This is a genomic window from Thalassospira lucentensis, from assembly GCF_001613805.1.
GTDB lineage: Bacteria > Pseudomonadota > Alphaproteobacteria > Rhodospirillales > Thalassospiraceae > Thalassospira > Thalassospira lucentensis_A.
Genome location: NZ_LPVY01000005.1, coordinates 483,366 through 506,017, shown reverse-complemented (window position 1 = coordinate 506,017; position 22,652 = coordinate 483,366). Strand labels below are relative to the sequence as shown.

21 protein-coding genes are annotated in these 22,652 nt (G+C 54.4%); 10 read left to right on the top strand and 11 right to left on the bottom strand.

Annotation, left to right across the window (positions count from 1 at the left end):
* Positions 1-10: 10 nt before the first annotated feature.
* From AUP42_RS07640 to tsaD, 5 genes are all read right to left on the bottom strand, one after another.
* Positions 11-361: a Rieske (2Fe-2S) protein gene (locus AUP42_RS07640; RefSeq protein ID WP_062950430.1), complete on the bottom strand. Its 351-nt coding sequence runs from the start codon at positions 359-361 to the stop codon at positions 11-13.
* A complete protein-coding gene (locus tag AUP42_RS07635) occupies positions 358-771 on the bottom strand; it encodes an EVE domain-containing protein (protein ID WP_062950428.1) in 414 nt (137 codons plus the stop codon). The genes AUP42_RS07640 and AUP42_RS07635 overlap by 4 nt, the downstream gene beginning before the upstream one ends.
* A gap of 3 nt (positions 772-774) precedes the next feature.
* A complete protein-coding gene (locus tag AUP42_RS07630) occupies positions 775-1,053 on the bottom strand; it encodes a YciI family protein (RefSeq protein WP_062950426.1) in 279 nt (92 codons plus the stop codon).
* A gap of 101 nt (positions 1,054-1,154) precedes the next feature.
* The gene (locus AUP42_RS07625; protein WP_062950424.1) at positions 1,155-2,162 is read right to left on the bottom strand and encodes an NAD(P)H-dependent glycerol-3-phosphate dehydrogenase; all 1,008 of its coding nucleotides are present in this window, start codon (positions 2,160-2,162) and stop codon (positions 1,155-1,157) included.
* Between the two features lie 54 nt (positions 2,163-2,216).
* The gene (gene tsaD / locus AUP42_RS07620) at positions 2,217-3,275 is read right to left on the bottom strand and encodes a tRNA (adenosine(37)-N6)-threonylcarbamoyltransferase complex transferase subunit TsaD (protein ID WP_062950422.1); all 1,059 of its coding nucleotides are present in this window, start codon (positions 3,273-3,275) and stop codon (positions 2,217-2,219) included.
* A gap of 265 nt (positions 3,276-3,540) precedes the next feature.
* Between tsaD and hemC the strand changes: the two genes are divergently transcribed.
* Positions 3,541-4,494 carry a hydroxymethylbilane synthase gene (hemC, locus tag AUP42_RS07615; protein ID WP_062950420.1) on the top strand — a complete coding sequence of 318 codons (954 nt, stop codon included), beginning with the start codon at positions 3,541-3,543 and terminating at the stop codon, positions 4,492-4,494.
* 38 nt (positions 4,495-4,532) lie between these two features.
* Entirely contained in the window at positions 4,533-5,255 is a 723-nt protein-coding gene (locus AUP42_RS07610; protein ID WP_062950418.1) for a uroporphyrinogen-III synthase, read from the top strand.
* A 178-nt stretch (positions 5,256-5,433) separates the two neighbouring features.
* On the opposite strand, the gene AUP42_RS21870 is transcribed toward AUP42_RS07610, so the two are convergent.
* The gene (locus tag AUP42_RS21870; protein WP_231858191.1) at positions 5,434-5,658 is read right to left on the bottom strand and encodes a hypothetical protein; all 225 of its coding nucleotides are present in this window, start codon (positions 5,656-5,658) and stop codon (positions 5,434-5,436) included.
* Between the two features lie 10 nt (positions 5,659-5,668).
* On the opposite strand from AUP42_RS21870, the gene AUP42_RS07605 reads away from it, so the two are divergent.
* A complete protein-coding gene (locus tag AUP42_RS07605; protein WP_231858194.1) occupies positions 5,669-6,844 on the top strand; it encodes a COG4223 family protein in 1,176 nt (391 codons plus the stop codon).
* Positions 6,841-8,271, top strand: a complete 1,431-nt coding sequence (locus tag AUP42_RS07600; RefSeq protein WP_062950414.1) for a heme biosynthesis protein HemY — start codon at positions 6,841-6,843, stop codon at positions 8,269-8,271. The genes AUP42_RS07605 and AUP42_RS07600 overlap by 4 nt, the downstream gene beginning before the upstream one ends.
* 91 nt (positions 8,272-8,362) lie before the next feature.
* On the opposite strand, the gene purH is transcribed toward AUP42_RS07600, so the two are convergent.
* The 3 genes from purH to AUP42_RS07585 all read right to left on the bottom strand — a co-directional run bounded on the left by purH (position 8,363) and on the right by AUP42_RS07585 (position 13,325).
* On the bottom strand, positions 8,363-9,940 hold the full coding sequence (gene purH / locus AUP42_RS07595; protein ID WP_062950595.1) for a bifunctional phosphoribosylaminoimidazolecarboxamide formyltransferase/IMP cyclohydrolase: 1,578 nt from the start codon (positions 9,938-9,940) through the stop codon (positions 8,363-8,365).
* A 288-nt stretch (positions 9,941-10,228) separates the two neighbouring features.
* Positions 10,229-12,187 (bottom strand): polysaccharide biosynthesis protein, encoded by a 1,959-nt coding sequence (locus AUP42_RS07590; protein WP_062950412.1) that lies wholly within the window; start codon positions 12,185-12,187, stop codon positions 10,229-10,231.
* A 124-nt stretch (positions 12,188-12,311) separates the two neighbouring features.
* Positions 12,312-13,325, bottom strand: a complete 1,014-nt coding sequence (locus AUP42_RS07585; RefSeq protein WP_062950410.1) for an MraY family glycosyltransferase — start codon at positions 13,323-13,325, stop codon at positions 12,312-12,314.
* A gap of 188 nt (positions 13,326-13,513) precedes the next feature.
* On the opposite strand from AUP42_RS07585, the gene AUP42_RS07580 reads away from it, so the two are divergent.
* From AUP42_RS07580 to AUP42_RS07565, 4 genes are all read left to right on the top strand, one after another.
* Positions 13,514-14,851 (top strand): RsmB/NOP family class I SAM-dependent RNA methyltransferase, encoded by a 1,338-nt coding sequence (locus AUP42_RS07580; protein WP_062950407.1) that lies wholly within the window; start codon positions 13,514-13,516, stop codon positions 14,849-14,851.
* 126 nt (positions 14,852-14,977) lie between these two features.
* A complete protein-coding gene (rpe, locus tag AUP42_RS07575; protein ID WP_062950593.1) occupies positions 14,978-15,646 on the top strand; it encodes a ribulose-phosphate 3-epimerase in 669 nt (222 codons plus the stop codon).
* 177 nt (positions 15,647-15,823) lie between these two features.
* Complete coding sequence (locus tag AUP42_RS07570) at positions 15,824-18,136, top strand: FdhF/YdeP family oxidoreductase (protein WP_062950405.1); 2,313 nt, start codon at positions 15,824-15,826, stop codon at positions 18,134-18,136.
* The gene (locus AUP42_RS07565) at positions 18,133-18,444 is read left to right on the top strand and encodes a hypothetical protein (protein WP_156484577.1); all 312 of its coding nucleotides are present in this window, start codon (positions 18,133-18,135) and stop codon (positions 18,442-18,444) included. The genes AUP42_RS07570 and AUP42_RS07565 overlap by 4 nt, the downstream gene beginning before the upstream one ends.
* Before the next feature lie 6 nt (positions 18,445-18,450).
* Here AUP42_RS07565 and AUP42_RS21510 read toward each other — a convergent pair whose 3' ends face one another.
* Complete coding sequence (locus tag AUP42_RS21510; RefSeq protein ID WP_062950403.1) at positions 18,451-18,711, bottom strand: DUF1674 domain-containing protein; 261 nt, start codon at positions 18,709-18,711, stop codon at positions 18,451-18,453.
* Between the two features lies 1 nt (position 18,712).
* Positions 18,713-19,474, bottom strand: coding sequence for a class I SAM-dependent methyltransferase (locus AUP42_RS07555; RefSeq protein WP_062950401.1), 762 nt, complete (start codon positions 19,472-19,474; stop codon positions 18,713-18,715).
* Between the two features lie 233 nt (positions 19,475-19,707).
* Between AUP42_RS07555 and AUP42_RS07550 the strand changes: the two genes are divergently transcribed.
* Together AUP42_RS07550 and AUP42_RS07545 are read left to right on the top strand one after the other, a co-directional pair.
* Complete coding sequence (locus AUP42_RS07550; RefSeq protein ID WP_062950399.1) at positions 19,708-22,077, top strand: Tex family protein; 2,370 nt, start codon at positions 19,708-19,710, stop codon at positions 22,075-22,077.
* 187 nt (positions 22,078-22,264) lie between these two features.
* Positions 22,265-22,570: a hypothetical protein gene (locus AUP42_RS07545; RefSeq protein ID WP_062950398.1), complete on the top strand. Its 306-nt coding sequence runs from the start codon at positions 22,265-22,267 to the stop codon at positions 22,568-22,570.
* Positions 22,571-22,652: the final 82 nt, after the last annotated feature.

The following is a 22,652-nucleotide window of genomic DNA, read 5'->3' as shown; positions in this document are numbered from 1 at the left end:
ACGCAGAATTTCAGACCAGAACGACTTTCTCGTTCTCAATCTTTACGGCGACGGGTTCCAGCATATCCCCCTCGCAGGGGCCGGCGACACAAAGGCCGTCTTCAAGATTGAAACGCGCACCATGTGTCGAGCAGATGATTTCATTGTGAAGATCACTGATGAATTCATCAGGCTCAAGTTCAAGCGGCACACCAATATGGGGGCAACTGTTGACGTAGCCGAAAACCCCTGCGCCGTCGCGCACGACAAAAATCCCGGCCCGGCCTGCATTTCCGTCAAGCGATATGCCCTTGGCCCCGGTCGCATCCAGATCGGAAAGCTCGCATAACACTGTTCCGGGTGGCGGCAACGCGACCGTCATGCCGAAACACCACCCATTTCGCAAATCGCTTTCCAGGATGCATCATCTATCGGCATGACCGACAAGCGGGATTGTCTGAGCAACGGCAATTCGGCAAATCGCGGATCAGCTTTGATATCGGCAAGCGTCACCGGATTTGGTACCGGTTTGACGGTCTTGAAATCAACCTGAACAAATTTGCCCGTGGCGTCAGTTGGATCGGGATAGGCTTCGCGGACCACTTCGACAATGCCGACAATCCGTTTTTCATTCACCGAGTGATAGAAAAACGCCAGATCACCGATCTGCATTGTCTTAAGGTTCTTTGCCGCCTGATGGTTCCGAACCCCGTCCCATCCTTCGACACCCTTCTTGACCTGATCGTCCCACGACCAGCTTCCCGGCTCGGTTTTGATCAGCCAATGCGCCATGGATCAGAATACCTTTTTAAACGGACGAATAATCACTGATTCAAACAGACCTGCCTTGCCGTATGGATCGTTGGCGGCAAATTCTTCGGCCTCGGCCTGTGTGTCAAATTCGATAATGAAGACGGAGCCATTCATGCCTTCAAGATCGGGATCAAGCGTCGGACCGGCTGCAACGATCCTGTCGGCGAAACCGTCCTTGATATAGGCAAGATGCGCGTCCCGGTTCGCTTTGCGAACGGCAAGATGACCCGGTTTGTCGACACAACGAATGTAAAAATGCATGGCAGCGTTCCCTGTCAAAATTGGTTTTGATACCGGTAAATTGACAGAACCTGCCCCAAGGCTCAAGCCGAACAAAAGCTGATAGCGTGGATGTGACCGGATTATTTTCCGGTTTCAAGCTCATCACGAAACGGTCGCTGCAACAATGCGTTGATCGTGCTGCGCAGGTCCGCATCATGGTTGGCCACCTGATCCACGGCACTGCAGATCGGCATTTCAATACCGTATTTCGACGCAACGGCTGTAATTGACGCGGCAGTATGCACACCTTCGGTCACAGAACGACGTTCGGCCAGAATATCCTCGGCCTTGCTGCCCTGACCAAGGGCAAACCCGAAGGTGTAATTGCGCGACAACGTACCGGTACAGGTCAGCGTCAGATCACCAAGTCCTGCCAGCCCCATCATGGTTTCAATCCGCCCCCCCATCGCCACCGCCAATCGTGACATTTCGGCAAGGCCACGGGTAATCAGGGCTGCGCGCGCATTGTCACCAAGCTCAAGCCCGGCGACGACGCCGCTTGCAATCGCCAGAACGTTTTTGATAGCCCCCGCAACTTCGACACCAACAACATCGGTACTGAAATAGGGCCGAAACGCTGACGTACCGATCAATTCCACCAGATCCTTGCCCAAATTCCTGTCTGAACAGGCAAGTGTAATCGCCGCGGGCAGACCTTTCGCAACTTCCTGGGCAAATGTTGGCCCAGACAGAACCGCGACCGGAACATCGCCAAGTGTTTCGTTCACAACCTGCGCCATAAGCGCACCGGTCTTTTTTTCGATCCCCTTGGCGCAAATAATGGCAGGAAGCGTTTCGGGCCAATGGGGTGCCAGCTTTGATAAGGTGCTTCGAAGATGCTGTGCCGGTGTAACCAGAAGAACAGCGTTTGACTCTCGCAATCCATCAATTGCAACTGTTGCCCTTAATGCTTCGGGAAGCTTTATGCCGGGCAGGTAAACGTCATTTTCACCAGAAGTGTCGATCCGTTCTGCCAAGGCAAGGTCACGCAAAACAAGCTCAACATCAGCGCCCGCCCGCACAGCCTGAATGGCCAGCGCAGTACCCCACGCACCCCCGCCGACTACCGTTATGCGCTTATCCGACATAGTTCTTTTCGACCCCGATGATAAATATTCGAACAGTTTGGCGTTTGGAAAAAATCAGGCCTTCACGCCCGCACCCGGACGTTTTGGTGCCTCCGGATCAAGCGGCCAACGCGGACGCGGTTTGAAATCAAGATCATCATGCTGCCCCAAACGAAAACGTTCCAGCCCGGCCCATGCAATCATCGCTGCATTGTCGGTGCATAATTCCAATGGGGGTGCCACCAATGTCATGCCTGCCTGATCGGTCAGTTCCGTCAAACGCGTCCGCAAATACTTGTTCGCGGCAACCCCGCCGGCAAGCACCAGAGTTTTACCTGTCGGATAATCACGCATGAACTCGAAAATCGCATTTCGCGTGCGGTCAATAAGCGTATCACCGACTGCCCGCTGGAACGATGCCGCCAAATCAGCTTTGACTTCAGCAGTCTGCTGTTCGACAGGAAACCCGTCCAGATAGGTGCGGACCGCAGTCTTCAAACCCGAAAACGAAAAATCACAGCCCGGACGACCGCGCAACGGGCGCGGCAGACCGAAACGATCCGGATTTCCGGCTTCCGCCGTTTTCTCAAGCGCAGGTCCGCCCGGATAACCAAGTCCCATCATTTTTGCGGTTTTGTCGAATGCCTCGCCCACCGCGTCATCAATGGTGGTACCAATTCGTTTGTATTGGCCAACACCTTCAACGATCAGGACCTGACAATGGCCGCCTGAAACCAGCAACAGCAAGTATGGAAATGCAACATCATCCGTAAGGCGCACTGTAAGTGCATGACCTTCGAGATGATTGACCGCCAGAAACGGCTTCTGCGCGGCAAAGGCAATCCCCTTGGCAGTCATGGCGCCCACCATAACGCCACCAATCAGACCGGGGCCGCCCGTACAGGCCACCGCATCAAGATCGGCAAAATCGATCCCGGCATCATCCATGGCTTCGGCCACAAGACGATCAAGATGTTCAAGATGCGCCCGTGCCGCAATTTCCGGAACAACCCCACCATACGGACGATGATCGTCAAGTTGTGAAAGAACCCTGTTGGACAGAATTTCGCGCCTGTCATTCACGACAGCCGCAGCCGTTTCATCACAGCTTGTTTCGATACCCAGTACGATCATGTCATGCAGATCCGGCAATGTGTCGCGTCCCGACTGACGCGTCCTGATTGGCAACAATTGTGACAGTCATGTAGCCCAAACAGCGGCCGCTTTCCACCCCAAGGCAATGCAATGGGCCCATGCAAGAAAGACGCTAGAACGAAAACACTACCACATAAGTCAATGAAACAGGGTTATTCGCCGTGATAATCCGGTGCTGTTCGTGGAACGTCACACATGCCACGACCCTTGTTTTCAACCGATTTTATCACTACAACTCGGCCTCATGACAAACATATCTGACACTGCAAAACTTCGCATCGGTACTCGTGGCTCTCCGCTGGCAATAGCGCAGGCGCATGAAGTCCGGGACAAACTTGCGAAGGCACATCCCGAGCTCGCAGCCGAAGGCGCGATTGCCATTACCGTTATCACCACAACCGGCGACAAAATTCTTGATCGCGCCTTGTCGGAAATCGGCGGCAAGGGATTATTCACCAAGGAAATCGATGATGCCCTGATGGGCGGCGAGATTGATCTTGCTGTCCACAGCATGAAAGATGTCCCGACTGTGCTGCCCGATGGCATGATTTTGCCAACGATCCTGCCGCGCGAAGACGTACGCGATGCCTTTATCTCGCTGAAATACAAAAGCTTTGCTGAAATGCCCGCCGGATCGGTGATCGGATCGGCATCTCTGCGCCGTCAGGCCATGATCCTGAACAAATATCCCGACCTCAAGGTCGTGACGTTCCGCGGCAATGTCCAGACCCGTCTTCGCAAGCTTGAAGAAGGACAGGTGGATGCCACGCTGCTCGCGATGGCCGGGTTGAACCGGCTTGGCCGGCCGGAAGTCGCAACCGCCCCGATTTCGGAAGACGACATGTTGCCTGCGGTTGCCCAAGGTGCGATCGGCATTACCATAAGGGAAAATGATAATCAGACGCTTGACTGGCTTTCGGCATTGAACTGCCCGGCTTCTGCCATCCGCGTCGCGGCAGAACGTGCTGCGTTGCGTGCGCTGGACGGATCATGTCGTACGCCTATTGCGGCCCTTGCCGAATATCTGCCGGATGGCACGATGCGTTTGCGGGTTAGCATTGTTCGACCAGACGGCAGCGAACGGCTTGATACCGAACGGCTGATTGATGATCCGGACATCGCAAGTGCTGCAGACGCCGGAACCGATGCGGGTAACGAGCTCAAAGAACGTGGCGGGCCGGACTTTATTTCGGTCTAGTTGCGCCACACGCTTTCAGGACCATAGACGGGGATGATATGGGGCCATTGATCCTGAATACCCGACCGGAAACCGACTCGCAGGAACTTGAAGCCGCGTTACTGGCGCACGGCTATCGCCTGCTTTCAGCCCCCATGTTGCGCATTGAGTTTCCACCGCATGCAGACGGTCTGGATCTTGTCGGCGTGCAAGCCTTGATCTTTACCTCGGCCAACGGGGTACGTGCCTTTGCAAAACAATGCGACGCACGACATTATCCGGTGCTGTGTGTTGGCGATGCCACCGCACGTATGGCGCGCCAGGCCGGTTTTGGCGACATCCACAGCGCAGATGGTGATATCGAAGATCTGGCGCGATTGATTGGTGATCAAATTGACCCGACAAAAGGGGATCTTTTCCATCCGGCGGCCCGCAAGGTTGCAGGTGATCTTGGTTCACTTTTGCAAGACCGTGGCTTCAATATTCGCCGCCAAACCCTCTATGATGCCATTCCATCCGATCATCTGCCCGACGATGTGATAACCGCGATCTCTGCGCATCATATTGATGCGGTGTTATTTTTCTCTCCCCGCACGGCCATAAGCTTTGTTAAGCTGATAGAAAGATACAAGCTGGAAAAAGATCTGGTCGGTACAAGTGCAATTTGTCTTAGCGAAGCAGTGAAAGATCGCCTTGGCGTCCTTACATGGCATAAGACAGAAGTGGCAAAACACCCGACACAGGAATACCTTCTTTCGGCACTAGAGAACGCATTCGCCTGATTTTCCGCGCCCTGTGGTGTCTCGGAACAACCGCAAACTGCAATGGTCCGACCGTGAAAAAACCAGAAACGCCAAAAACCGACGCTTCCGCAAAACCGGCCGAGACAAAAGCCGACTCGTCCGGAACCATTTCGATCGACAGTAAAGGCAATGCAAACCTTGCCAAAAATTCTGACGATCAGAAATCGGAAACGAGCCCCAATGCAACAGAGAATGCGAAGCCTGCCTTTGCTTCTAATACTGATGCAAGCGGCACCACGAAAACCGACAAAACAAAATCAGACGGCAACCCGTCAGGTACAAAGCCTGAGATCAAGCCGGGTATGAACCAAAAGTCGGCTTCTGATAAAAATGTTTCGGACAGAGCCAGACCGGCTGCGAAAAAGCGGGGCGGCAGCGCCATTCTTTTGTTTGTGCTGATTATTGCCGGTGCGCTGGTAATCGGGTGGCTCACACGCGCCCTTTGGTGGCGTGATGCGGAACCCGTATTGAACCAGTATGTTCCGACCGAAATTCTTTCCCAAATCACTCCGGAAGGCATGGCGGAACCCGCACCTGCTGCAACTACAAACGAACCGGCAGCCGATAGCACGTCTCCATCCACGTCGGTTGAGAACGGTACGGATACTTCAGCATCATCATCGCCCGGCTCCCCTGAACGGGACGACGCGATGATTGGCAAAGAAGACAGTCTGACGCAGCAGGCCGAAAACGTGCCTTTGACCGATACCGGCAACTCGTCAGATACGAACGAAGGTACGGTTGTTGTTGATTCTGGTTTGACCGAACGGCTTTCGCGTCTTGAGGGCACGATCAATGCGCTGCGCGAACGGCTTAACAATGAGCGGGGCGATACGCTGAACAATACGGTCGCACGCCGTATGGCAGAAATTGAAACCCGCACCGCCCCGATTGAGGAACTGGCAAGGGTTGAATCCGAACTTTCCGGCGTTGCCGCCGAAATGCGTGACCTTTCCGCCCGCCTGTCCACCATGGAAGAAGAAGTTCGTGCAACCGCCGGGCTCCGTGTTGAAAGCCGCGGGCAGGCTATTGCCATGGCCGTCACGCTCCTTCGCGATGCATTGCAACGCGGTGGGCCGTTCATGGTTGCACTTAACCAACTGGAACGCAGCGGATCCGATGATCCGGTTATTGCGGAACAGATTGCTGCATTAAAACCACTTGCAGACCATGGCGCACCGACAATTGAAAAACTGCGCCAATCCTTCCCTGCAATGGCACAACAAGCGGTACAAGCCGCAAGCGATGACCATTCCGGCAGTATTCTTGCCGCGACCTGGGCAAATATCAAAAAACTGATCCCTGTTCGACGTGTTGATGTCGCTGGCGAAGCTTCACTTGATGGACGTCTGGTGACTGCCGAGACGGCCCTTGAAAACGACGATCTTGATGCGGCTATTGCCGCTCTGGATGGTGTCGAAGGCGAAAACGCAAAAACCGCTATTGCTGAATGGTTGGAAGACGCCAAAAACCGTCAGCTTCTGAACAGCGCAATTGCCACACTCAGTGCTCATGCGATCAATCTTCTGACAGGCGATGAGTCCCTCAGCACGGGGGATAGCCAATGATACGTCTTGGCCTGTTTATTCTGATCACCATCATTCTCGTTACCTGTACCGTCTGGTTTGCCAATAACCCCGGCACCATGACGATTGTATGGTTGGGCTACCGGTTTGATGGATCTATCGGCATGGTTGCTCTTGGCCTGCTGGCGCTGACAGGGCTTTTGGTCATTCTCTGGCGCTGCTGGTCGGCAATTGCAAATTCACCAAACTGGCTGGGCCGCATTCTGGGCAGCCGACGCCGGAAGAAGGGTCAGCAGGCCCTGACCATGGGATTGCTCGAACTGGCATCGGGCGACGTGCGACAGGCGCTAAAACATACCCGTGCAGTTGACAGGTATCTTGAAGATGACACCCTGACCCGCCTTCTGACAGCGCAGGCAGCAGAACTCGACGGCAACAATGATGCCGCCAAGCGTCAGTTTGAAGCCATGCTGGAAAAGCCGGATTCTGCCTTCTTCGGATTGCGGGGATTGCTCCAACTGTCACTCAAGTCCGGTAATCGATCGGCTGCACTTGATTACGCGGAACGCGCTCACCGCCTGCGCCCGCGCAATCCGTCCGTTCTGATAACATTATTTGATCTTTTACTTGGGGCCAAACGCTGGGATCGGGCATTGACGCTTCTGGTTGATGCTCAAAAGGCGGGTATCTTCAACGAAGATGAACTGACCCGTCGCCGTGCGCTTCTGATTACCGCCAAGGCCGAAGACGCAATAGCCAGCGGTGAAAATGCGGAAGCTGTCAAACTTCTTCGCAAGGCGTTGAATGCCCGTCCTGACTTTACCGGTGCTGCGGTTCTGCTGGCACAGCTTTATGCTGACATTGATCAGGTTGCAAAGGCTCGCGAGATTGCCCTGCAAAGCTGGCATACATCACCATCAGCCGCACTTGGCAAAATTTATCTGACCAACCTTTCCGGAGATGCCCTGACCAAGGTCAAAGGCGTCGAAAAGCTGATTGCAACCAATCCTGACCATGTGGAAAGCCAGCTTTTGATTGCCGAGGCCGCCCTTGATGCCGATTTGTGGGGTATGGCACGCAACAATCTGGAAAAGGCCATCGCCCAAAAGGCACAGGCACGTCATTATCGGATGTTAGCCGATCTGGAATTCCGCGAAAAGAAAGATGCCACCAAGGCCCGTGAATTGCTGGTAAAGGCAAGCCATGCCAATCCTGATCCGGGTTGGCGGTGTGGTGCATGCGGTGCGGAAACAGACAAATGGGCCGTTACCTGCCCGTCCTGTCATTCATTTGGCAGTATTGACTGGCGTGCACCCATACGCGTTCACAATAATGAGCCTTCATCTGATCCGCACAAACCAAAAGAACCCGCCGCGATCAGGCAGGATGGCGCAATCATAGACAATCCCGATCCGGCAGACACGGAAACCGCTGGTAAAAATCGGAATCAACCGTCACCAGTAGTCTGATTGTAAAGCCTAATCGCTGAACATAGCCGAACATAAAAGGCCGCAGACAAAATTGTCTGCGGCCTTTGTCTTGTGACTGTCCGGGTTCGGATCAGTGACGGAAATGACGCATGCCGGTAAAGACCATGGCAATGTCATGCTCATCGGCTGCGGCAATGACTTCTTCGTCACGCATCGAGCCACCCGGCTGGATCACGGCAGTTGCCCCGGCCTTGACCGCCGCCAGAAGGCCATCGGCAAACGGGAAGAACGCATCAGACGAAACCACCGAGCCCATGGTGCGCAGTTCGCCTTCACCCGCATTTTTACCGGCTTCTTCGGCTTTCCATGCCGCAATCCGTGAACTGTCAACGCGGCTCATTTGCCCGGCACCAACACCAACGGTCTTGCCGTCTTTGACATAGACAATGGCGTTTGATTTGACGTGCTTGCCAACTCGGAAAGCAAACAGAAGATCATCAAGCTCTGCCTCGGTCGGCTTGCGCTTGGTGACGACTTTAAGCTCGTCACGCTTTACACGACCGGCATCACGGTTCTGAAGCAGATAACCACCGGCCAGCGAACGAAGCGTCATGTCTTCGCCTTCCGGGTCGGCCATGCCGCCGGTCACCAGAAGACGCAGGTTTTTCTTGGTTGCCAGAACTTCCTTGGCCGCGTCATCGGCATCCGGGCAAATCACGACTTCCGCAAACAGCTTGGCGATTTCTTCGGCAGTGGCCTTATCAAGGGTACGGTTAACCGCGATGATGCCACCAAAGGCCGAAACCGGGTCACAGGACAGCGCCTTGTTATAGGCTTCAATCAGGGTTGTCCCCTCGGCAACACCGCACGGATTGGCGTGCTTGATGATGGCAACAGCCGGTTTTTCATCAAACTCGGATACCAGCTCGAACGCTGCATCCGTATCATTCAGGTTATTGAACGACAGTTCCTTACCCTGAAGCTGGGTTGCGGTGGCAACGCCCGGGCGGTTCTTGCCGTTGGTGTAGAACGCAGCCTGCTGATGGGGGTTTTCACCGTAACGCAGGGTCTGTTTCAGTTCGCCAGAAACATTCAGGCGCTGCGGGAAGGTTTCACCAAGCTCACCGGCAAACCAGCTTGAAATGGCCGAATCATAGGCCCCCGTGCGGGCAAAAGCCTTGGCGGCCAGAACGCGGCGGGTTTCAGCCGTCGTGGCACCTGCATTGTCTTTCATTTCGGCAACAACGCGGTCGTAATCAGACGGATCGACAACAACCGTAACCGATTCATGGTTCTTTGCTGCCGAACGGATCATGCTCGGTCCACCGATATCGATGTTTTCGATGCAGGTATCGAAATCGGCACCCTTGGCAACAGTTTCCTCGAACGGATAAAGGTTCACACACACCAGATCGATCGGCGAAATGTCGTTATCTTCCATCGCCTTCATGTGGCTGGAAAGAGAACGGCGGCCCAGAAGGCCGCCGTGAATCTTCGGATGAAGAGTCTTGACGCGACCGTCCATGATTTCGGGAAAACCGGTGTGATCGGCAACTTCCTTTACAGGAATACCAGCAGCTTCGATGGCCTTGGCAGAACCACCGGTGGACAGGATTTCAACACCCTGTTCATGAAGGGATTTGGCAAATTCGACCAGACCGGTCTTGTCGGAAACGGAGATCAGCGCGCGCGCAATACGAGCAGTCATCGGGTTCGCTTTCAATACATCGTCAATGATGAAGGCCCCGGACCCATTGATGATATATCGGCCTACTCCGTATTGCTGTTGGTGCATACGGGGTAATGACGTTTGCGGGCAATCGGCTTTATGATGAGTGAAAATCGCTGATTTTCATTCAGGCCGACACATGATCAATGAGTCCGAACCATGTTTCGCGCGGAGCTTTATCACGCACGCGCCAAAATGTGGACCCCGAAATGTTGCATGGCCGCAGGCCGGACTGCGCAGATGTCAGCGCCAGGGGCCACTGTCAGATCACTGACCGCTTGCTGCTTTATCCAGCTTTTCAGGTTCACTCTTGGCAAAGAAGGATTTCACACCAATCTCAGGCGGTTGAAATTCCGGAACAAGACGGCTCATCAATTCCAGAGTCTTGTGCGTATCACGGTTTGCAGCACTCTCGCCGAGCTCATCGAACACCTGCTTGATCAGGGCATAATCAACAACACGCGGTGCGGCCAGCATAACCCCATCGGTTTCAGTCGGCTCCGGCGGCTCACCATCATGGAACAGTTCTTCATAAAGCTTCTCGCCCGGGCGCAGGCCTGTGACCTTGATATCAATGTCCTTGCCTGGCCGCAGCCCCGACAGCAGGATCATTTGACGCGCCAGATCGATGATCTTTACCGGTCGTCCCATATCGAGAACGAAAATCTTGCCACCCTCTGTAACACCATGTTTGCCAAGTTCGGCAGCCTGCAAAACAAGCTCGACCGCTTCGGCAATCGTCATGAAGTATCGCGTGATGCCCTCATGTGTCACGGTCAGCGGACCACCAGCCTCAAGCTGACGACGGAACAAGGGCACCACCGACCCTGTCGACCCCAGAACATTGCCAAACCGCACGGTGACAAATCGTGTCCCACCCCGCTGATCCGACGGAAGAGTTTCAAGCGCCTGACAATAACATTCTGCCAGACGTTTTGACGCCCCCATGACATTGGCAGGGTTTACGGCCTTATCTGTTGAAATCAGAACCATGGTTTCAACACCAGCAGCACGACACGCCTCGGCAACGTTACGGGTCCCAAGCGTGTTGGTCAGAATGCCTTCATTCGGGTTATGCTCAACCAACGGCACATGTTTGTAGGCTGCTGCGTGGAAAACGATTTCCGGCTGTTGGGCCGCAAAAACCTGATCAATCCTGAGGCGATCACGCACATCACCGAGAATACTTTCGCGGGGAAGGTCAGGATATTTTTCCGCCATCTCCATATCAATGGCATATAGATTATATTCACCCGCATCCAGCAAGGTAATATTTGCAGGGCCATAGGCCGCAATCTGTCGCACAAGCTCCGATCCGATTGAGCCACCAGCGCCTGTCACCAGAACCCGCCGTCCGACAATCATCTGGCGAACCTTGTCACGATCAAGTCGGGCCTGCGGCCGTCCCAGCAAATCTTCAATCGCAACCGGGCGAATTTGCAGCGGATCGGCAAGCCCCTCACGCAAGTCACTCAGCTTTGGCAAGCGCGCCAGGGTCATGCCGTTCTGATCCGCAATTTCGACCCATTTGGTGATGTCGGCATGACGCAATGCGTCGCCGGTTAAAACCAGACGGCGCGGCAAACCACGTTTGCTTTTTGCAAGCTTGCCCAAAGTTTCTTCGAGCTTGTCTGCGGTCGCCAGCACATCAATGCCATGCATATTCCGCCCGACACGGCTATCGGTCAGGGAAACAATACCGATAACGTCAAACGGGGTGTTCGCAGATCGAAACGTTTCACGGATAAATGCCTCGGCCTCGTCTCCGGCTCCGATCAAAAGAACCGGCACACGATGGGTTCCCTGTCGCACCATGGCACGAGCGGTCGTCTTATCCTTCGCAACCCGGTAAATCAGCCTTGACCCGCCAAGCATCGCCATCAACAGGAACCATTGAATAATCGGCGTTGATCGTGGCAACCAGTCAAGCCTTGCGGTAAGGAACAGCACCAAAAACAGGACACCAACAGCAACCGTTACCGCCTTGGCAATCCGCATGAGATCGTTCAGTGATGCATAGCGCCAGATGCCACGGTAAAGTCCGAAAACCCAGAATGTCATTGCGGCGATGACGGTAAAAACCGATACCGAAAACAGGATGTTTTGCGGATTGTAAAAAACCACACCATCGCCGACCCGCAGATATAATGCTGCGGGTAACGAAATGGCCGCCATCATCACGTCATGGACAAAGGCAATATGGCTACGCTGAAATAAACGCGACATGCGGTCCCTTACCGGAATTCTTGTGTGGTTCATAATACCCGCAACCCTTTGGTACGAGCACGGATTTTCTTTTCGCGTCCGGCCTGTGACAAGTCAAGCTATCCGAACGAGCATAGCTTTCACACTATTTCGGCTCCGTACCCCTGACAGGCAAAAACACCAATTCCGCGATCAGTAATGCCAGTATCATCGCAGCAGGAATCAAACGCAGCCATACCACGATATCCATCGGGACAAAAATAACGATGATAAGCGCCAGATTTGCCAGTGCAATCAGGGCCGAAACCCGTGCATGGCTCATACCGCGCCGGGTGGCCTGCTGATAGAAATGCTCGCGATGTGCCTGCCAGACCTTCTCGCCACGAAGCCCCCGCTTGATAAGGGTGAAAGTCGCGTCCAGCAGATAGTATGACGGCAGGATCAATGCTGGCATCCACGCCCCGCGTGCAGCAAGTTCCAGCAATAGCCAACCCAGAACGAACCCCAGCGGTACGGACCCGACATCTCCCAAGAACAGCTTCGCAGGGTGCCAGTTCCAGATCAGGAAACCGGTCATAATAGACAGAACGCCAAGCCCGATATAACCAAGATCAACAAATTCGGGTAATGGAGCCAAAAGTGCGAGAATAAAGATACCCAGTCCGATCGAACCCGCTTCTACCCCGGTAATGCCGTCAATCCCGTCCATGAAATTGAACAGATTAAGGAACCAGACCCAAGCCAGAACGACCAGAATACGATCCAGCCACATTGGCACCAACCCTTGCAGGACAGGACTGTCAATCGCGAACACACCGACGATCACGGCAACGAACTGACAGGCAAAACGAATAGCGGGCGACAGATCATGTCGATCATCAAACCAGCTTAACATGCCAAGCGCCGCAGCCGCGGCGAGCATGACCCATTGAGGCAGATCAGCATTCCCCGACCATACAAAAACCGCTCCGACCATGAACACCAAAAGCGGCGTCACGGCCAATCCACCACCGCGCGGGGTTGGCACCGCGTGACTGGAACGATGATTGGGCATATCAAGAATCGCCTTGCGCCGCAGATAAAGCAACACCGCCCAGGTCAGCAACATCGAGCCGATCAGGAAGCAGCCGGAAAAAATCGCAAGTGCGGCAAATGACATCGGCGTCGCCCGTTTCTTTCGAATGATCCGTCTGGATTACCGGGCACCCGTCTCCATCGCAAGGTTTTTCAATGTCGTTGGAAAACATCAGGCAGGCCAGCCATGCTGGAAATCCTGCGGTTAAGTGCTTTACAGCCCTATCAAGGGCGCTTACTTACAAGCCATAACCCGAAACTGGAGATACCCTTTTGACAGAACGCCGCGCTCGCACGGATAACCGCCATACTCAACCGGCCGATCTTCCCGATCCGCGGATGCTGGCGCTCAAAACCCTGCAGGAACTGCGCGGGGGGGAAGTCACACTGGACGAGCTTCTGTCAAAACATGGTTATGGCCTGCCGTCACTGGATCGCAATTTTTTGCGCCAAGTGCTAGGTACGACATTGCGCCATCTCGGTGAAATTGATGCCATGCTCGCCCCACGCTATCACCCGCCACAAGATCGCACCGCCGCACGACTGACCAATATCCTACGTCTGGGTGTTGCCCAGCTGTTTTTCATGGATACAGCCGATCACGGTGCTGTTGACAGCACGGTTAATCTGGCGCGCGATGCCGGGCTTCATCGGTACACCAAACTGATCAATGCCGTTTTGCGCGGCTTGCAGCGCGACGGATTTGAATGGCCTGAAAATGTCGAAGACTGGCAATTGAACGTTCCGGCATGGCTGCGCGGATCGTGGAAAAAGGCCTATGGCGCCGACGTGGCTCAGGGTATTGCACAGGCAAGCCTTGGCTATGCCATGCTTGACCTTTCGATCAAAGACCCGGCCGAGGCCGCCGAATGGGCGGAAAAAATGGACGGTATCGTCCTGCCGACCGGTACGGTCCGGCTTGAAGGCGGGCGTCGCATCCGCAACCTGCCGGGCTATAAAGACGGAAAATGGTGGGTACAGGACGCGGCTGCCTCAATCCCGGCCAAACTGTTTTCGGCGCACAAGGGCAAAACCATTTATGACCTCTGCGCCGCACCGGGTGGAAAAACCATGCAGCTGGCGGCTTTCGGTGCACAGGCCATTGCCGTTGATAAATCCGAAGGCCGCCTGAAACGCGTCTATGAAAACCTGGAGCGTGTTGAACTCGGTGCCGCCGTTGTTATCGGGGATGCCACCGATCTCGCACCCGATACGCCTCGTGCCGATGCGGTCTTGCTTGATGCCCCCTGTTCGGCAACCGGCACCATTCGCCGCCATCCGGACATTCTGCTGCGTCAGAACGACAAACTGATGCGATCGCTTCTGCCGATTCAGACCAAGCTGCTCAATCAGGCTGACAAGCTTCTGAATGTTGGCGGCGAACTGATCTATTGCACCTGTTCGCTGCAACCCGAAGAGGGCGAGCATCAGGTCAAATCGTTCCTGGCCGACCACCCGAATTACGAACGCAAACCGATTACGGCCGATGAACTGGGTGGCTGGAGTGAGGCGATCAACGATGCCGGAGAGCTTCGCATCCTGCCGCTTCATATGCGGGAATATGGCGGGATTGATGGCTTCTTCTGTGCGCGGCTGGTCAAGAAATCCTGATCAGGACCTGCCTCGGAACATGACAGGGCTGCCATTCGCGCCGGTTGGGTGACAGGACCGCGTTTTTGGGGTATGAGAACCGCGAAATTCCCATATCCCAACCCGCTTCAGGACCTTTGCCGCGCCATGACCGCATCAAACGCCATTAAAATCGCACCTTCGATCCTTTCCGCCGATTTCGCCCAGTTGGGCGTTGATGTCCGTGCAGTTGATGCCGCCGGCGCAGACTACATACACATCGATGTCATGGACGGCCATTACGTGCCCAACATCACCATCGGTCCGGATGTGGTCAAGGCACTGCGCCCCCATAGCGACAAGGTGTTTGACGTTCATCTGATGATCGCACCGGTCGATCCCTATATCGAAGCTTTCGCGAATGCCGGTTCCGACATCATCACCATCCATGCCGAAGCAGGCCCGCATCTGCATCGGTCGCTTCAGCTGATCAAGTCGCTTGGCAAGAAAGCCGGTGTGTCGCTGAACCCGTCAACGCCGGAAAGCGTGATCGAATATGTCATGGACATGGTTGATCTGGTGCTGGTCATGACCGTGAACCCCGGCTTTGGCGGCCAGAAATTCATTCCAAGCCAGCTTGAAAAAATCAAACGCATCCGCAAGATGATCGATGCGACCGGTCGTGATATCGACCTTGAAGTCGATGGCGGCGTGAACCCGGAAATCGCCCCACAGGTGATCGCGGCAGGTGCCAATGTTCTGGTAGCCGGATCAGCAACCTTCAAAGGCGGCCCGTCGGAATATGCCAACAATATCAAGGCAATCCGCGGCGCATAATCTGCCTTTACAGCATTGCTAAAAACGGCTCGGGGCCGGAACCATCCATTGGTTCCGGCCCCGATTGCATTTTGAACACATTCAAATCATCGCCCGATCTGTTTGATAAATTTTTTCTATCACCCCATTAGGTCTGCATACTTGACCTAATTTCCGATCTGGCAAATAGATGCCGACATGAACGAGATATTTATTGGAAAAAAATCATCGGCCGCTGGTGGCTGGGGTGCGCTGAAAAGTTGCGGTAAGCAATTATTGCAAAGCGGCAGTCCCCTGACCGGTGCACGCACGATGCTTAAGGCCAATCAGCCTGACGGTTTTGATTGCCCGGGTTGTGCTTGGGGCGATCCCGAGCACGGGTCATCCTTTGAATTTTGCGAAAACGGCGTCAAAGCCGTTTCCTGGGAAGCGACCGAAAAGCGGGCGACACCGGCATTCTTTGCCAAGCATACCGTAACCGAACTCCGCAAACTGAGCGATTACGAGCTGGAACTGAACGGCCGCATCACCCATCCGATGCGCTATGACCGTCAAAGCGATACCTATCAGCCGGTCGCATGGGAAGATGCCTTTGCCGAGATTGGTGACATCCTCAAAGGATTGGATAGCCCCGATCAGGCCGAGTTTTACACATCAGGTCGTGCCAGCAACGAGGCAGCTTATCTCTATCAGCTCTTTGTGCGCATCTTTGGCACCAACAATTTCCCTGATTGTTCAAACATGTGCCACGAAGCAAGCGGCGTTGGTTTGCGTCAGGCAATCGGTGTGGGCAAAGGTACGGTCCTTCTTGAGGATTTCGAAAAGGCCGATGCCATTTTCGTCCTTGGACAGAATCCGGGTACCAATCATCCGCGCATGCTGGGCGATTTGCGCCGGGCGGCAATGCGTGGTGCAAAGATCGTGGTCTTTAACCCGATCAGGGAACGCGGGCTTGAACGGTTTTCCGACCCGCAGGACAAACTTGAAATGCTGCATGGCGGTTCGACCGAAATCGCCAGCTACTATTTCCAACCCTGCCTGGGTGGGGATATGGCCGCCGTCCGGGGTATGAGCAAAGCGATCTTTGCCGCTGATGACGAAGCCACCGCCAAGGGCGCGCCATCTGTGCTTGATCACGCCTTCCTCAATGAGCATTGCGACGGACTGCGCGAATACCGGGCCGCGGTCAATGCCACCAGCTGGTCGGAAATCGAAGACCAGTCGGGCCTGAGCCGACAGGAGATCAAGCAGGCGGCCGCTGTCTATCTGTCTTCTGAACGTGTCATTTGCACCTGGGCGATGGGTATCACCCAGCATCTTCATTCCGTGCCAACCATTCGTGAAATTGCCAATTTCATGTTCCTGCGCGGCAATATCGGCAAGCCGGGCGCTGGTTTGTGTCCGGTGCGCGGACATTCAAATGTGCAGGGCGACCGCACGGTGGGCATCAATGAAAAACCGTCCGACGCCTTCCTTGATGCCTTGGAAAAGGAATTCGGTTTCACGGCTCCGCGCAATCACGGTCACAATGTTCTGGCTGCCATCGGTGCGATGCTTGATGGCAGTGCCAAGGCCTTTATCGGGTTGGGCGGGAACTTTGCCCGTGCGACCCCTGATAGCGCCCTTGTCGAAAAGGCGATGAAAAGCCTTCGTCTCACCGTCAATATCGCGACCAAACCCAATCATTCGCACCTAATGCCCGGCGAAACTGCCTTTATCCTTCCCTGTCTGGGCCGGACCGAGATTGACCTTAATTCCCAAGGTCAGTCACAGGTGGTCAGTGTCGAAGATTCAATGAGCATGGTGCACGGATCGGCGGGTATTAACCGCCCGGCATCGCCGCATCTTCTGTCCGAGGTTGCGATTGTCGCTGGCATTGCCGAGGCAACGGTTGGAAGCAATGTGGTATCCTGGGCAAGCCTTGCCGATGATTACGAACGCATCCGCAGCCATATCGAAGCAACCATTCCGGGCTTTGCCGATTACAACACGCGCCTTCGCAAGCCACGTGGTTTCCATCTGCGCAATGATGCCGCCCATCGGGAATGGAACACCCCAAGCGGCAAGGCAACATTTGCCAGTACCGCCCTGCCCCGTCAGACAGTCCACCAACAGGCCCGTCAGAACCAGAAGGCCGATGGCGGCAGATCGCAATTTGCCTTGCAGACATTCCGGTCACACGACCAGTACAATACGACCGTTTACGGCCTTGATGATCGCTATCGCGGGGTTTACGGCGAACGCAAGGTCATCTTTATCCATCCCGATGATCTGGCCATGCTGAATGCCCGGTCCGGCGACCGTGTTGACGTAATTTGCGAATATGATGACGGGATCGAACGGATCGCCAATGATTTCCGGTTTGTGTCCTATGACATTCCGCGCGGCAGTGTCGCGGGCTATTACCCGGAACTGAACGTTCTGGTGCCGCTTGGCAGTGCCGGTGATCAAAGCGACACACCGACATCCAAATCGATCATGGTGTCATTTCGCACGGAAAAATCCGCGTGAGTGCCCCGCTCCAAAATCATGGGAAAAAAGATAACGCACCAGATGCAGCACATTTTCTGCATCTGGTCGAACGCACTTTGGCCAGCAACCCGGAACTCAGTCCGGTTCAGGGGGCAATTCTGGTCGCCGCCCGACAGGATATCGCCCGTGACAGCAAAACATTCGCCCGATTGTTCGGGATGGCCCACGCCATCGTTTTGCGTGAACTAAATGCACTTATCCAGACAACCGGCCTTGTGACCCAGGCAAAACGCGACATCCGCACATTGCGCACGCATTATCAGCCGACATCCTTATCCGACGTATAAGGTCGATTAAAAATCGATGCAGCGGCCCTTGTTTTCCCAATCGCCAAAGCGGGTTGGCTCGGGGCCTTTGGGCCCCCCGATTTCGCGCGCCTTGGCGGCAGCTTCCTTAGCGGCCTTGGCTTCGGCCAGCGCATTGATTGCATCCTGTGACAGAACAGGTGCCATGTCTGCACCGGCAATGGCTTCGTTCTTTTCTTCCGAGGTTTTCGGTTCGGCCTTTTCTTTTGGCACCTCGTGAATGACGGTTTCGCGGAACTTTCCAGCCATTTTATCCTGCAATGCTTCGAAGTTTAGATTTCAACGCAGCTAATTTATTCTGCAGAGTATAGGGAATAAATTTAACAATAAACTTTCTAAGTTTGAAAATCGGTGGTGCGACATCAAGAATCTTCGCATCCACTCCAACTTTGGTCGTTTTAATGAGTTCTGACAATTGGTCTGCCTTATCTTTCCTCACATATAAAACGATATTGTAGCGATACCAGAACGAGACATCCTGAAAGGATTGCAGTTTTGGACGGATGCAATCATAGGCCTCGTACCCTTCCTCCAAGAAGAATCCCCGCCATTCATCGTATTCCCTCTCGTTCATGTGAAACTCACCACCCTGCCCCGGAGGAGCAGCGGAAAATATCACAATGTCAGAATGTCGTGTCAGGGATTGCACGAATTGGCGAGAGCACTCCGGGCTGAGATGTTCGGCAACTTCGAGACTGCATACAACATCAAATCGACGTCCGAGATCTACTGCCTCGTCCAGATTAAAGGCAAAAAACTTTTCTTTTGGAATATGAAGCGCATTCTTATCAATGTAGTCGCCGTCAACACCGACAACATCTTCAACTCCATTCCTCATCCAGCATTTAAGCCAAACTCCCTCTGCACAGCCAAAGTCAGCAACGCTTTGACAGAACGGCAGCAGTTCCCTGAAAACGGGCACAACCCTTTGTGCTGATTTCCAAGAAATCCCGGACGTATAGGCGAAGAAATCATCGTTATATACGTTTTTGTAGCTCTCGGTGCCCGACATTAACTTTTCACCTGAATTTCGGATCTGTGCTTAGCACAGCAATACCGTCCTGATAGGAAATCGGCAAGCTTCATACTGACCAAGTTAACCCACACAAACCCCAGGGATTTCAGACCACTGGAATCAAAAGCTGAATCCTGATCCAAGCTTTGTCAGAAATTTGGACAAACATACCCTTTTCGTAGGTGGACAAAGCCGCTATTTCAGGCAGACGAGCAAACCAAGGAGAAACCATGCGTCCAATTCCCCAGCGTATCGCCGAAGAGCTTTCGGTTAGACCCGAACAGGTCATTGCCACCATCGAGATGCTCAATGAAGGGTCAACCGTTCCATTCATCGCCCGTTACCGCAAAGAAAAAACTGGCGGTCTTGATGATACCCAACTTCGTACGCTGGAAGAACGCCTGCGCTATCTGACCGAGCTTGAAGAACGCCGTTCAAGCGTGCTTGAAAGCATCCGCGAACAGGAAAAACTGACGCCGGAACTGGAAAAGGCCATCAACGAGGCAGATACCAAAACCCGCCTTGAAGATTTGTACCTGCCCTATAAGAAAAAGCGCCGCACCAAGGCCCAGATTGCCCGCGAGGCCGGGCTGGAGCCGCTGGCAGATGATCTGTATGGCAATCCGAACCTTGATCCGGAAACCGAAGCTGCCAAATACGTCGATGCCGAAAAAGGCGTCGAAGATACCAAGGCCGCCCTTGATGGTGCCCGTCAAATCCTGATGGAGCGCTTTGCCGAGGATGCCGATCTGGTCGCCAAACTGCGTGATCTTTTGTGGAATGACGGCGAAATCAGCGCCAGCGTGATTGATGGCAAACAGGCCGAAGGTGCCAAGTTTTCCGACTATTTCGAACATTCCGAAAAAATCAAAACCTGCCCGTCGCATCGCGCCTTGGCCCTGTTCAGAGGCCGCAACGAAAACATCCTGCAACTTAAACTGACCCTGGGTGCCGCCGACGAAGACCGCCCCCGGGCCGAGCAGGGCCGGGCCGAGATCATGATTTCCGCCCATGTCGGTATTGCGGATCGTGGCCGTGCCGCGGATAAATGGCTGGTCGATACGGTTCGCTGGACCTGGCGGGTCAAATTGTCGCTATCCATCGAACTTGACCTGTTCGGCACGCTTCGTGACCGCGCCGAGGAAGACGCGATCAAGGTCTTTGCCGATAACCTCAAGGACCTGCTGCTTGCCGCACCTGCCGGGCAGAAGGCCACCATGGGTCTTGATCCGGGGGTCCGTACCGGTGTTAAGGTTGCCGTGATTGATGCCACCGGCAAGATGGTTGATACCGCAACCGTTTACCCGTTCCAGCCGCGCAATGACGTCGAAGGGGCGCTGAATACGCTGGCGGCCCTAGCAGCACGCCACAAGATCGAACTGATCGCCATTGGCAATGGCACCTATTCGCGTGAAACCGATGAGCTTGCTGGTCAGTTACTCAAACGCTTCCCGGCTCTTAAGGCAACCAAGGTCATTGTCAACGAGTCCGGTGCATCGATTTATTCCGCGTCACAATTTGCCGCCGAGGAATTCCCGGATCTGGATGTGTCGCTGCGTGGGGCGGTATCCATCGCGCGCCGCCTGCAGGACCCGTTGGCAGAACTGGTGAAGATCGAACCAAAATCCATTGGTGTCGGGCAGTATCAGCACGACGTATCGGAAACCAAACTGGCCAAATCGCTCGATGCTGTGGTCGAGGATTGCGTGAACGGTGTGGGTGTTGACCTTAATACCGCGTCTATTCCGTTGCTGACCCGTGTTGCCGGACTTTCGGAAACACTGGCGCGCAATATTGTCGGCTATCGCGATATCAACGGCGCGTTCCGTTCGCGTACCGATTTGCGCAAGGTCGAACGCCTTGGCCCCAAAGCGTTCGAACAATGTGCCGGCTTCCTGCGCATCCGCGGCGGTGAAAACCCGCTGGATGCATCGGCGGTGCATCCGGAAGCCTATAAACTGGTGGAACGCATCAGCACGCGTTCCAACAAACCGCTGGCAGACCTGATTGGCGACTCGCCATTTATCAAAACGCTGCGCCCGGATGATTATGCCGATGATGTGTTCGGCGTCCCGACCATCCGCGACATTCTGGCCGAACTTGATAAACCTGGCCGTGATCCGCGCCCGGAATTCAAGACCGCGAAATTTACCGATGGCGTGAACGAGATCAAGGACCTCAAGACAGGTATGAAACTTGAAGGTACCGTCACCAACGTCACCAATTTCGGGGCATTTGTGGATATCGGTGTCCATCAGGACGGGCTGGTTCATATTTCGCAACTGGCCGACAAATTCGTTTCCGACCCGCGTGAAGTCGTCAAGGCGGGACAGATCGTGTCGGTTACCGTCATGGAAGTCGATGCGCCGCGCAAACGTATCGGTCTGTCGATGAAATCGGCCCCGGATTATGAAGGCACCCGTGAAAAGCGTACCGAGTCCCGTGGCAATCAAAGCAATCCCGGCCATCAGGCACGCACAAACACCGGGCGGCACAACCCGCAACGCGGCGGAAATCATCAAGGCGGTCAGGGCAATACCGGAAATGACGGTGGTGCCATGGCCGCGGCTCTCAAGGCCGCAATGGAACGCCGGAAATAGAGATTTCATAAAAATTTCGCATCTCAACTGATTGTAGAAAGCCCCCTAACCTTTTGTTCAGGGGGCTTTTTACGTGTGACGGTTGGAAAATCGAAACATTCGGCACGGAAATGCCGCATTTGCGCCCCCATTTTCCCGTCTTCACCGCGCATCTTTGCATCACCAAAAAGAAGCGCGAGGAAACAACATGTTTAGATCTTTGCGCAGCAAGCCGGTTGTAATCGCCCTCGTCGGAGTTTTGACAGTGACGACAGCCGCACTGGCTGCAATCCGTGTCGCACCGAAAGCGACCACCGACAGTGTCACCATCCATGCTGATCAGGCAAAAGGCGAAGTCATCCTGTCCTTTCAGGACGGATCGATTGCGCTGAACAAAGATTGCGGCTCTTTCCCGTGCCGTATCGATATTTCCCGCCTGCAAAAGGGGGAATATGACGTCATGATCCGCAATGGTACCGACATTCAAAACATGGTCAGCCTATACAAGGAATAACGGACTGGCCGGTTTGACGGCTCGGGGTACAACGCGCCCGATAACACGATGCTATCGGAACCACGGGGATTTTTACAAAGCC